Genomic DNA, 11,872 nt, shown 5'->3' with positions numbered 1-11,872 from the left:
TATCCATGCCGTCTACTATTGTTAAGCATTTGGCCGACTTCACCACCCAATCTACATACGACCGGTTACCCAAATCTGTGGTGAACGAATGTAAGCGTATCTTGTTGGATTCCATCGGCTGCGCGCTCGCAGCGCTCGACACGCCCAAGGGTCGCGCTGGTATCGAGTACGGACGGATCTCGGGATCTGCCAACTGCATGGCGACTATTATCGGCACTGGCGACCGTGTTTCAGTGCTTGGTGCCGCATTCGCGAACGGCGAGCTCATCAACTCTCTCGACATGGACGCGATCCTCCCGCCAGGGCATGTAACTCCCTACGTACTGCCGGGTGCACTCGCAGTGGCGGAAGCCGTAGGTGCTTCGGGCAGAGAACTGATATCTGCGATTGCTGTATCCCACGAAATGTCCTTTCGTTTCGGTAAAGCTATGGACTATGTACGCGATGTGAAAGACGGAAAAACAGCGACGCCGAAAGTATTCGGCTATAGCAGCACCATTTTTGGGGCGACCGCGGCAATCGTGATGCTTAAGGATTTGCCGATTGAAGTACGTGGTCATGCGCTTGGTATCGCAGGCAGTATTGCCCCGGTTAACTCGCACCGTGCGTGGGGTCGACACGCGCCGAGCACCACGATCAAGTACCTTTTGGCTGGCGCACTTGCCCAATCAGCACTTACCGCAGCATATATGGCCGAGCTCGGTCACCGTGGCGATGTCCAAATTCTAGACGACCGAGAGTTCGGCTTTCCCCGTTTTATAGGGACGAACCGCTGGGAACCAGAACGCATTACCAAGGGACTCGGCAATGAATGGCTATTCCCTGCAGAACAGAGCTACAAGCCGTACCCGCATTGCCGTCTGATGCACGCTCTGTTTGATTGCCTGATACAAATCGTGGAAGACAATGACATTCAGCCGAACGAAATCGACAGCATCAAGGCTTGGGTGGAAGGTATCGCCGAAGAACCCGCTTGGCTGCTTCGCGAAATAGAACATGTAATCGATGCACAGTTCAGTATGTCACATGGACTCGCAGTTGCTGCGCACCGAATTCCACCAGGAAAGGCCTGGCAGGATCCCGAACTCGTGTTTAGTCGTACGGTGAGAGATCTGATGGCCAAAATAACCACGGAGGTCCACCCTGATTACGTCCAGTTACTTACCAACAACGGAGCCAGTCGCCCCGGCAGGATCGAATTGCGGGCGCGTGGCAAGACCTTCGTGGCCGAGAGCCGCTATCCGAAGGGAAGTCCGTCGCCGGAACCGGGCAGTATGATGACCACCGACGAAATCATCCAAAAGTTTCGATCCAATGCCAATGGTGTGATTTCACCTGAAAACATTGAGGGAATAATCCACTCTGTGATGAATCTTGAGAGCATCGCCAATGTGGGTACGATGATGAGAATGGTCGGCACTACCGCTGCTATTACCCGGGACTCGACCGTACAAGTACCCGTGAATTGAAATACGTTGATCAAGAATCGATCCGGGCCATAGAGAGGGGCAATAGCCTTCATGTCCGTCATTCTCCTGCTGAATGACGGACTCTTCCCGAAATCCGTGCGAACGGGCTCTACGCTCGCGTCTTCTCGTGGACTGTTTCAGCAAGACTTAAATCGACCCGGTAGAACTTTTCTGCCGTGCCACGGAATAGAGCAGTTTTTTCTTCCGCGGAGTAGCTCTGGACGATGTATTTCATGGCGTTCCAAAGCGGAACGAAGCCGCATGAGCGTCCATCGTTGGGATAGTTACTCTCCATCATGCAGCGGTTGGCGCCGAACGCCTCGATCGCCGTCTCGACGTAGGGCCTCCAAGCTGCGGAAAGCTCACGGAAACCGATGGGATCGGTCCGCTCATTGAATCCGAATCCCCAATAGCTCGTACCGAATCCGCCAACCTTGCACACCACGTTCGGACGGCGGGCAAGCTCTTTCATGTTCCTGCGCCATAACTGGAAGCCCTCCTCCCGAGCCTGAGGGCCGCTATCCATCGCCATCGCCAGGCCGGCATGGTTCAGCACGATAAGCGTGTCCGGGAAATCGTCCGCAAGTTGCGCCAGTTCCGGCAATTGGTGGTGCAGCACTGTGGCATCGAACGAGAGGCCGCGCGGTGCGAGATGCCGATAGGCCGCACGAAAGGCAGGACTCTTGAGCAAATCCGGCGGTGGACGATGCGTAAGAAAACGCAGCGCATTTTCGTCGGGATGGGCAATTGCGATCTGCCGAATGCCGCGGAAGCGCTGCGGAGCGGCAGCGATGGATGCATCAAGCGTTGCCGCGACCCGGTCACCGGTGGTCATGTCAGCATACCCGACGATGGCGGCAGCCACCCGGCAAGGACCATAAACACCACTCGTCATCTTGTTTGCCAGACCGTTGGCAAATTCCACTTCACCAACCGGACGCAGCTCCTCGGGACCATCAACCCGCGCAAAGGCCTGCGTTTCGATGTACACGGTACCAATGATCTTATGTCCGGCATTCACGTCGTCCTGGTAATCTTCCTGCATGTAGCGGAGATGCGGGCGATCGAACAAGTGATGATGCGAGTCCAGGATGGCGATTTCAGGATCCAGAATTTCTTCTTCTCGACCTTCCTTGACCTTGCCGTAGGGGGGTACCTTACTCATGATTTTTCTCTCCATATCGCCTGCAATTTACTGCACCTTGATGTTCGCATCCTTGATCAACCGCGTCCAGCGCTCGAGGTCGAGCGAGATCAGCTTCCCCAGGCTTTCCGGAGTACCGGGCTTTGGCACGCCGGCTTCACGGGCCAGCAACTCGCGGATGTCGGGCTGCGCAAGGGCCCAGTTCAGTTCTTCATTCAGTCGCTTGACCACAGCCGGGGGCATTCCCGCCGGCCCCATCAGCCCCCACCAATAGTCGATCTGGAACCCCGGCAGGCCAGCCTCTGCGGCAGCAGGCACGCCGTCGAGAAGCGCTGATCGCTCCGGGCCAGTCACAGCAAGGGGGCGCAGCTTGCCAGCCTTAATGAGCGGCATGGAAGAAGCCACTGTGGTCAGCACCAGTTGCAGGGAGCCGCCACCAGCCATGTCGACCAGCGCCGGGGTCACGCCCTTGTAAGGAATGTGCTGGAGCTTTACGTTCGCCTTGGCAGCCAGTAACTCGATGCCCAGGTGGCTCATGCTGCCCACGCCGCTCGAGCCGAAATTGACCTTGCCGGGCTCGGCGCGCGCCAGATCGATCAGGTCGCGTATTGTCTTGATTTTCGAGTCGCTCGGCCCGACGTAAATCAGGGGCGCAGCACCGATCTGTCCTATTGGCTGCAGATCCTTTAGCGGATCGTACGGCAGCTTGACGCCAGAGGCTGGGTTAGTCGTGTAACCCGTGCCTGCAAACAGGAGCGTATACCCATCCGGCGAAGCCTTGGCTACAGCATCGGTGGCGATAGCCCCGCCAGCACCGCCCTTGTTCTCGACGATCACGGGTTGGCCGAGCCGCGCGCTGAGTTTGGCGGCCAGCGCACGCGCCTTGGCATCGTCTGCACCAGCGGCAAACGGTGCGATCAGGCGGATCGGCCGGGCAGGCCAGGCCTCCTGCGCGTTTGCGCTGGTGCTTATGCATGCCGAGCCCAATGTGGCTGCGGCGGCGATCAGGGTCAAGCAAGCGGATGCCTTAGGTGCGACTTTAGTGAACCTGCGGCGGAGTATGTTCAAAATGGCCATTCATTGTCTCCCAGTGATAAATACTCGTTATTGTGTTGTGTTTGACTTGCCCATTCAGCTCAGGACAAAGATTCGTTCCTCGGTCCTGCCGAGAGTTGAATATTTCACACCTTCGCGGTCCATGCCGCTGCTTTCCTCGTGTTCACGCTGTCTCCTGCTTGTGTCTGGGCCTGATGCCCGTGAATTAATTTTTTATTAAGTGTAGAAAGCACATCTGCAAGACGTCCATGCCTATTTTCGACAGGTCGCATTCTTGTTTTCCGCAGACGGTTCCACGACGTGGCTGCTGCCGCGGCTATCTGTACCTCCATGATCGACATTGAGGGGATGTCCACATCATGGCTACGTCTGATCGAACAACTCCACCAGCGCCAAAACCCTTGTCAACAAGCCGCGTTCCGAAAACAAAGACGCCGACTCCTGAAAAAGCAAATAGACATATCACATGGGCTAGATGAAAGTTGCAAATCAAAAAAAGCAAAGATAAAAGACGCTGCACGCCAGACGCAGCAGCGCCAATGCAAGGTGAACAACGTCACGGCAAGCCACTCATGACCGGAAAAGCGATGTATGCAAAGTTCCGAAAAACCAGATTGGCGTGCTGTGCAAAACAGGGGCAGTTAAGAGTTGAAGAATAAGAAATGCCAAACATTAGTTCCGAATCGGCATCTGCCTTTTCATTTTTTGTTTCACTTTAACGGAGGAGATATAGTATGAATTACAAAGAAAAATGTGCCGCCATTGCTTGCCTGGGCTTTACTCTGGCCGGCTCCGCACATGCGCAAACCAATGTGCAAATGCCTGCAGGTGCCAACTTGCAAATATACGGCGCACTCAACCTCAATATGAGCAATTACAAGCCCGGCGACGTTATCGGAGGCGGTTCATCCTGGAGTCTCACTGATGGCACTGTCAACGGCAACTATGGATCGCGGCTCGGCTTCAAGTTAACCAAGGAACTTCGTGGGGGCCTGAAGGCAACAGGCCTTATGGAAGCCGGCTACGCCGTAGATACAGGCAGCTCTTTGCAAGGCGGCAGGCTTTTTGGCCGGCAGGTCTATCTGTCGCTGGCATCGGCGCAATTTGGCGAGATCCGGGCAGGCCGTCAATACAATCCATCCAATGAGTTGAAAAGCCTTGCACAGCCCCTCCCCGGCATGGCGGGCGATCCGGGTTCTTCGGTCACTACTGCAGCCGGCACCTTGCCGCAATGGGTCAACCCGGGTCGTTTGGACAACCTCGTGCAGTACCTTTCGCCAAAGTTTGGCGGATTCAATTTTGTCCTCCTTGGAGCGCCCGGAGAACGTGTCAATGACCAGTACCAGGGCGTTCGTCTCAATTATGTCGAGGGCCCCCTGAGAGCATCCATTGCCCACGAATGGAACAAGGATCGCGTGACCCGCGATGCCACGAACAAGGTCACCTCTCTGGCAGCAGCCTATAATTTTTCAGATTTCAAGATCACCGGCGGTCTGCAACGGGCAAGGGACTTGACTACGAGCCCGGGTAATGTAGGTGCATTCTCGAATCTTCGGGTTGCCGGTCCGACCACGTTTGTAGTGAATAAAATTGATGCTTATACAGCCGGTGTCGCTGTACCCATGGGGGGCGCGCTGACTACCGCTGTCAACTACGTTCATACAAAATATGCCAATGCGGGCAATAAACTGACTTTGGGTAAAGTGGCGTTGAGTGCCAATTATGATGTGGATAAGGACTTGAGTTTTTATTCAAGCATTTCTGTCGCGACTGGCGATCTGAAGGAATATATCCGGGAAAAAAGGCTAATCCAATTCGGCGTTAACCTCTTTTTCTAAATTCGACTTTATCCAAATCCGTTTACCATGAAGAACGCTACGCGGCAGGAATGCGATCCCTAAAGGTGAGCTCATTTGATGAGCACTCTTCCACGAGAGGCTCATCATGCCGGCCATGCCTCCAGGCTCGCAACCTGAAGCGTAGTGTTCGCGCCGCTGTTTTCAAAGCAAGCACGCCTGTACTCCGCATACGCATGATTGATTGGCACGAGTGGCATCAACTGACGCCATTGCCGTTCGCACAAATCAACCTGGCCAGCGCCTGTCGGCTCAGTCGGTTTTACCCCATCCGGCCTGGCATCCGCTGGAGCGGACCGATACAACAATCAGGATCAAACCGAATGGCAAGGATCAAGCCACCCGGCAGTGCGTGACGTCAAAGACATCAAATTTTCGCTCAAGGACGCCACAGCGTTGTACCGCAGCGCGCCAAGGCGCAACATGTGGCGCAAGCATATGTTGAGAGAATGTTCCCTGATCGGGCCATAACTCCGAGAAGCGGATAACGCCTGGATCAAACGGGTCGCTATGTAGAGGTTTACATAGCGACCCCTATGCGCAGATCGCAACTATGCGCAGGTGACATGCGAATGATGGCGCCGGCCCCTGTTGCGGTGGGCGTTGGGGTCCGGAGCTTTCTACGCATAGTTACAGCGTCTGCAAGAATCGCATGAGCGAGTCCGGCGCCCGGAACCGACGCATGCTGGTATCGGGCGGCGCCAGCCGGGCGAGCGCTTTTTCCTTCATGGAGAGATCGGCCTCGACGTAGCGGTGGGTCGTAGTTGCACTCTCGTGCCCGAGCCACAGTGCGATCACATTGAACGGCACGCCGGACTGCAGCAGATGCATCGCCGTGGTGTGTCGCAGCGTGTGCGGCGAGACCCGCTTCTTGAGGATGCTGGGCTCTTGAGTTGACGCGCGGGCGACGGCAAGGTCCAGACGCTGCGCGACGTTGGATCTTGACATCGCACGCCCGTCTCGGTTGGGCAGCAATGCTGCCTCGCCACGCAACGTCGGATTAAGACGTAGCCAAGCCCGGATCTCAAGGAGTGTAGTCTTCCACAGGGGCACTGATCGCTGCTTGCGCCCTTTGCCCTGTAGATGGACGCAGGCGGCGCCTTCAAGCACAACGTCGATGACACGCACGCCGATGATCTCCGAAACCCGCGCGCCGGTGTTGTAGAGCATGGCCAACAGCAGATGGTCACGCTGCGAAGACCAACTCGACCCGGGTTGCCCTAGCACCGCAATCATTTCCTCACGCGTGAGAAAGCCCAGCATTGGCCGCTCGAAGCGCTTCATCGGGACGGCCAGTGTTCGCTCGACAACGTGTAGTGAGTCCACGTCGCGCCGGCCGGCGAACTTCAGGAACGCGCGTAATGCGGTGAGCCTCAGATTGCGACTGCGAATCGCGTTGTGTCGCTCGTGCTCCAAATGGTCCAAGAACGCCATGATCAGATCGGGTTGAATGTCGTCCAATTTCATGGCCGTCGGCGCCTTGCCCAGCTTGTGACTGGCGAAGTCCAGGAACAGCATCAATGCATCTCGGTAGCAGGCTACCGTGCGCGGACTGACCGCGCGCTGCGCGACCAGATACTCGGTGAAGAACTGCTGGACCAGGGAGGGGAACGACGGCGGCTTCGGTGCAATGGCCTTGAATGCGGTGGATTTACGCATCTGAAACCTCCGACCGAGGCATGAATGACTCAAAGCGTCCGGCAGCCAATGCCATTAACTCCGGCACCGCTGAGAGGTACCAATAGGTATTGGTCACCATCGCATGTCCGACGTAAGTCGATAGCGACAACATCGCCTGATCGATGTCTACCCCCTGCGCCTGCCACAGCACAATGCGGCGCACTACGAATGTGTGCCGCAGATCGTGGATGCGCGGGGCGTGGTGAGTCCCACGGTTGCGCCAGCCCAACTGCTGGCGAAGTTCGGCGAATACGCGATGCACCTGGCGGTCGCCCAGTGGCAGTCCCCGCCTCCGACCTCGCGTGCCTATGAAGAATGGTGCATCGCCCTGCGCGGACTCACCGGCCAGGTCGCGCATGCAGCGATAGCGCCGCAGCGCTTCCACGGTGCTTGGGTGCATGGGCACCTGGCGCGACTTGCCGAACTTGGTCTGATGAATGGAGAGCATCTCGCGCTGGAGATCGACGTCTTCGTTGTGCAGCGACAGCGCCTCGGAGATCCGCAGCCCAGTGCAGGCGATCAGACCGAACAGCGTTTCAAAGATGACACCGCGCAGCCCTGGCGTCGGCCCGAGCCGTCGCGCGGCGGCCAGCAGATCGATGATCTCATGCTCGTTATAGATGTGCGGTGCCTGCCGCTCGGGCAGGCGGCCGAAGATCGCGTCGTCTGGGACCTCGGTTCGCGGCTCGAACTGCTGCAGCCAGCGCGTGAACGAACGTAGGTTCTTCAGCCGGCGCGCCCAGGTGCGCGGGTCACTGCTGCCGTGGCTGTCGCACCGCGCCCAGTCGGCCATGACTTCCACGGTCAGTGGCCCGCAGTGACCGGCGTCCTGGATATGGCGCGCGAAGCTGCGCAAGGCATAGCCCGGGGTGCGCACGGAGAAGCCCAAGCGGCGACGCTCGGCCAGATAGCGCTCGACGCGCGCTTGCAGGGATGTGGTCGCGCTCATGCTGCGCTCCCCGGCCACGGCAGCGCCACATCGACAAGCTTGCGGCTATCGAGCTTGGCGTAGATTAGCGTGGTGTTCAGCGATCGGTGGCGCAATACGTCGGCCACCTCTTTGAGGGAAGAGCCGCCTGCCAGCAGCCGGTTGGCCATCGTGTGGCGCAGCAAATGCGAGCGCGTGTAGGGCAGCCCGGTGCGCGCGAAGGCCTGGCGGATCGTCTTGCGCACGAGGTCGGGGCCGATGGGCTGATCGCGCGGTGCCACATGGCGCACGAAGACGGCACGATTGCGCGTCTTGGGGCGTTCGTGTTTCAGGTAAGCCGCGATCGCCTCGCCGGTGGTCGCCGGCAGTGGCAGCACATCTTCGCGACGACCCTTGGTGTGACGTAGTGTGATCGTGCCGGCGCGCCAGTCGATGTCATCGAGGCTGATACGGGCGATCTCACCACTTCGAAGCCCGAGATCCATGGCGCAGCGCACGATGGCGTCGGCGCGCCTCATGGAGCGGCCCGGTCTGCCAAGCGAGCCGACCAACTGCTCGACTTCCTCGGCAGTGAGGGTCTTGGGAAGCGATGCCAACTGCCAGTTGGCAGGGTAGGACACCGCGCCGATCAACCCGTGCACCGCGTCGCCAAGCGATGCGCGATAGCGGAAGTACCCGCGCAGTGCCGAGATCACCGTGCCGGCGTTTGCCGGCTTGCGGTAGAGCTTGGCTTGTTGCGCGAAGAAGCGGCGAACATGGTCGGGCTTGATCGCTGCAATGTCGATGGCGCCGTCGCCAAAGCGAGAGGCCAGCAGCCGCCCCACGATACGCAAGGCGATGTCGCGGGTCTTGGGCGCCAGGCCGCGCACATGGTCCATGTACTCCTCGTAGCAGAGCAGTTCCTCATCCACCGGTGTCGTCCTCATCATTGGCGGAGCAACCACACCCTGAGCGCGCAAAACAACCAGAAGATGGCCCAGCGCGGCGCTCAGATTGCGTCGGTCGCAGTGAACTGGGCCGGTACAGTGGCATCGCGGAAGATGATCGTCAAGAAACTCGGCGACGACTGTCTCGTCGATGCGTTGGACGCGCAGACGGCGACCGTGAACCCATTGAGCAAAGTGGGCAACGCTGCGCACGCAGTTGGCAAACGTGGTCGCAGCGTAGCCGCAGTCAGTCAGGTACTGCTTAAACGCGTCAACGTGAGGCGCGAGAGGTCCCGTCGCGAGCCAGTCGGTACGGGTGAATCGAGATGATCGGGTGTTTCCCATGGTGGTCTCCTGAAGTGGAGCCACCACTGCACTCTGATCCGGAAACTATGTCCAGATCTACGCTGATCGACCTCGCCAAATGCCACGCCACGATTGAATCGGCAAAGTTCTACCAGGACGACCTGCGCATAGTTGCGATCTGCGCATAGGGGTCGACAGCCGCCTCATAGGCAATGCAACCGTCAGTTCGGTTTGTAGTCTCGACCAGGGTACGCAGATGCGGAAGGATTTCTGCCAGTCGTTCCGGAGGAAACCTGAGAAAACCAAAAACTGCGACTGTTGCTGTCGTGGAGATGGGTTGACTGGACATATGGTGAGGTAATTGAGCAAACCAGCTTCCCTCCGGCGCATTTTGGCATTCAGTAAGTTGAATGCCAAAATGCGCCGGAGGGAAGCGTTTTCTTACGAACCTGTCCCAGGCTGGGTCTTGAACTCCCCGCGCGGCACCAGGCTCATGAGCATGCGCTCGAAGCCGCCGTCCACCATAATCTCCTGACCGGTGATGTAGGACGCGCGGTCGCTCGCCAGGAACAGCGCGGCCTGCGCGATGTCTTCCGGCCGGCCAATACGACCGGCCGGAATGAGCTCGCTGCGCCGCTTCTCAAGACCAGGTTCCTGGTAAAAAGATTCGGTCAATTCGGTGCGGATCGTTCCGGGCTTCACAACATTACTCCGGATTCCATCGGGCGCCCATTCGACGGCCAGCAGGCGTGACAACATGCAAACACCAGCCTTGGTTATGCTGTAGCAACCTCCCCATGGCATGGGATGATCTGCAGTGATTGACGAGATGTGCACTATTGCCCCGCGTTGACGCTTGCGCATTTGCGCACCGAAGGCCTGGGAACACAATAGTGCGCCGGTGAGATTCACCGAAAAAGCGCGGTTCCATTCGTCCAGCGTAATGTTTGCAAGGGTAGCCGGAACGACAATCCCGGCATTGTTAACGAGGATATCGCAGGGGCCGAAGTTCGCCTCGCTGGCCTGGGCTGCCTTTTGCACGCTATCGGGGTCGGATATGTCACAGGTGACTGCCAGAGCCTGGGCGCCACGCCGCTGGACTTCTGCAACTGTCGCTTCACAGCCTTCGGCGTTGCGATCAATAACAACGACACGACTGCCAGCCTCGGCGAAAGCGAAGGCTATGGCGCGCCCAATGCCGCTGCCGCCGCCGGTAACGACCGCCACGCGCCCCGCCAAATTGGAATCATCACGCATTATTGCTTCTCCTTGTTTCCGTTTTTTCTAGATTGGTCAGGCCGACCCATGTCGGCCTTGAATGCCGGATAAAACGCCGTACTCAACCGTGCGGCAGCAGAATCTGACGCACCACTTCGCCACGATCGAGCTGATCGAGGTTGTGATTCAACTGATCAAAGCCCATGGTGCCGCTCTTGAGACGATCCACCGGCATCTTCCCTTCCTGGAAATATTTCAGGTAACGGGGCAAGTCACGTTCTGGCACGCAGCTGCCCATGAAGGTGCCACGGAACACCTTCTCCTCTGCAACAAGGGCCGCATGAGCATATTGATAAAGGTCGCCAGTCGCGCCGAGGCCAACGCAAACAACTTCTCCGCCCTTGCGGGTAATCGCGTTCGCAGACGTCATGGCAGCCTTGCTGCCGGAAATTTCAAAGGAAAAGTCAACCCCGCCTTTTGTCAGATCCTTGACGATTTCCACCAGGTTCGGATCAAGCGCCGAAATCGTACGCGTGCAACCCAGCTCCCTCGCCAGCTCAAACTTGCTTTCGTTGATGTCGATACCGATGATTTCCGCGGCGCCCGAGATCCGCGCCGCCATCACCGAATTGAGTCCGACGCCTCCCAGCCCGAACACGGCAACATTCTGCCCGGGGCGAACCTTTGCGGCATTGAACACGCTGCCTGCCCCCGTCACCACCGCGCAGCCAAACATCGCGGCAACGTCCAGGGGAATCGAAGGATCCATCTTGATCAGTGTGCCGGGAACCGTCACCGCATACTGGGCAAAGGACGAGATGCCGCTGTAGTGATGGATCGGATTGCCTTTGCGGCTCAGCTTGCGCAGCCCGTTGGACAGCAGTCCTTGCGAGCGCGCCGCAGTGAAGGTGTCACAAAGCACCGGCCTGCTTTCGACGCAGGGATGGCAATGACCGCAGCCTGAAACCGCCGTCATCACCACGTGGTCGCCCGGCTTCAGCCGCGTTACACCGCGACCGACCTCGCGCACGATCCCGGCGCCCTCGTGCCCCCCGACCACCGGAAGCTTGCGCTTTCTCTGCCCCGCCACTTGCGACAGATCCGAATGGCACAGCCCGGCCGCACGCACTTCCACCAGAACTTCGCCCTCCCCCGGCCCGTCGAGTTCTACTTCTTCGATCCTGAAAGGCTGACTTTCGACATAGGGCGCCGGCAGGCCCTGCTCATACATGACGGCTGCGGTCATTCGCATTGTATATTTCCTCTTAAAAATTCATTAATATCAAAGC

The 11,872-nt window shown here is 58.2% G+C and carries 9 protein-coding genes; 2 read left to right on the top strand and 7 right to left on the bottom strand.

From position 1 onward, the window contains the following. The first annotated feature begins 5 nt into the window (after window positions 1–5). The gene (locus D3878_RS18060; RefSeq protein ID WP_119786752.1) at window positions 6–1,469 is read left to right on the top strand and encodes an MmgE/PrpD family protein; all 1,464 of its coding nucleotides are present in this window, start codon (window positions 6–8) and stop codon (window positions 1,467–1,469) included. A 109-nt stretch (window positions 1,470–1,578) separates the two neighbouring features. On the opposite strand, the gene D3878_RS18055 is transcribed toward D3878_RS18060, so the two are convergent. Next, entirely contained in the window at window positions 1,579–2,634 is a 1,056-nt protein-coding gene (locus D3878_RS18055) for an amidohydrolase family protein (RefSeq protein ID WP_119786751.1), read from the bottom strand. Window positions 2,635–2,661: 27 nt separating this feature from the next. Beyond that, the gene (locus tag D3878_RS18050; protein ID WP_158592310.1) at window positions 2,662–3,627 is read right to left on the bottom strand and encodes a Bug family tripartite tricarboxylate transporter substrate binding protein; all 966 of its coding nucleotides are present in this window, start codon (window positions 3,625–3,627) and stop codon (window positions 2,662–2,664) included. Between the two features lie 776 nt (window positions 3,628–4,403). On the opposite strand from D3878_RS18050, the gene D3878_RS18045 reads away from it, so the two are divergent. Next, window positions 4,404–5,507, top strand: coding sequence for a porin (locus D3878_RS18045; protein ID WP_119786749.1), 1,104 nt, complete (start codon window positions 4,404–4,406; stop codon window positions 5,505–5,507). Window positions 5,508–6,155: 648 nt separating this feature from the next. Here the strand turns inward: D3878_RS18045 and D3878_RS18040 are convergent. From D3878_RS18040 to D3878_RS18020, 5 genes are all read right to left on the bottom strand, one after another. After that, window positions 6,156–7,184, bottom strand: a complete 1,029-nt coding sequence (locus D3878_RS18040) for a tyrosine-type recombinase/integrase (protein ID WP_119784974.1) — start codon at window positions 7,182–7,184, stop codon at window positions 6,156–6,158. Then, window positions 7,177–8,154 carry a tyrosine-type recombinase/integrase gene (locus tag D3878_RS18035; RefSeq protein WP_119784975.1) on the bottom strand — a complete coding sequence of 326 codons (978 nt, stop codon included), beginning with the start codon at window positions 8,152–8,154 and terminating at the stop codon, window positions 7,177–7,179. Before D3878_RS18035 ends, D3878_RS18040 begins: the two co-directional genes overlap by 8 nt. Continuing rightward, on the bottom strand, window positions 8,151–9,404 hold the full coding sequence (locus D3878_RS18030; RefSeq protein ID WP_119784976.1) for a site-specific integrase: 1,254 nt from the start codon (window positions 9,402–9,404) through the stop codon (window positions 8,151–8,153). The genes D3878_RS18035 and D3878_RS18030 overlap by 4 nt, the downstream gene beginning before the upstream one ends. 402 nt (window positions 9,405–9,806) lie before the next feature. Further along, window positions 9,807–10,622 carry an SDR family NAD(P)-dependent oxidoreductase gene (locus tag D3878_RS18025; protein WP_119786748.1) on the bottom strand — a complete coding sequence of 272 codons (816 nt, stop codon included), beginning with the start codon at window positions 10,620–10,622 and terminating at the stop codon, window positions 9,807–9,809. Window positions 10,623–10,704: 82 nt separating this feature from the next. Then, window positions 10,705–11,829 (bottom strand): zinc-binding dehydrogenase, encoded by a 1,125-nt coding sequence (locus D3878_RS18020; RefSeq protein ID WP_233556381.1) that lies wholly within the window; start codon window positions 11,827–11,829, stop codon window positions 10,705–10,707. Window positions 11,830–11,872: the final 43 nt, after the last annotated feature.

It is taken from the genome of Noviherbaspirillum sedimenti (genome assembly GCF_003590835.1).
Classification (GTDB): domain Bacteria; phylum Pseudomonadota; class Gammaproteobacteria; order Burkholderiales; family Burkholderiaceae_D; genus Paucimonas; species Paucimonas sedimenti.
The sequence above is the reverse complement of the archived record's forward strand: the minus strand, read 5'-3'. Positions and strand labels throughout refer to the sequence as shown.

Bases quoted from the DNA above. Each gene is read 5' to 3' on its own strand.
- D3878_RS18060 (WP_119786752.1), top strand. From the start codon at position 6: ATGCCGTCTACTATTGTTAAGCATTTGGCCGACTTCACCACCCAATCT.
- D3878_RS18035 (WP_119784975.1), bottom strand. From the start codon at position 8,154: ATGAGCGCGACCACATCCCTGCAAGCGCGCGTCGAGCGCTATCTGGCC.
- D3878_RS18025 (WP_119786748.1), bottom strand. From the start codon at position 10,622: ATGCGTGATGATTCCAATTTGGCGGGGCGCGTGGCGGTCGTTACCGGC.
- D3878_RS18030 (WP_119784976.1), bottom strand. From the start codon at position 9,404: ATGGGAAACACCCGATCATCTCGATTCACCCGTACCGACTGGCTCGCG.
- D3878_RS18040 (WP_119784974.1), bottom strand. From the start codon at position 7,184: ATGCGTAAATCCACCGCATTCAAGGCCATTGCACCGAAGCCGCCGTCG.
- D3878_RS18055 (WP_119786751.1), bottom strand. From the start codon at position 2,634: ATGAGTAAGGTACCCCCCTACGGCAAGGTCAAGGAAGGTCGAGAAGAA.
- D3878_RS18045 (WP_119786749.1), top strand. From the start codon at position 4,404: ATGAATTACAAAGAAAAATGTGCCGCCATTGCTTGCCTGGGCTTTACT.
- D3878_RS18020 (WP_233556381.1), bottom strand. From the start codon at position 11,829: ATGACCGCAGCCGTCATGTATGAGCAGGGCCTGCCGGCGCCCTATGTC.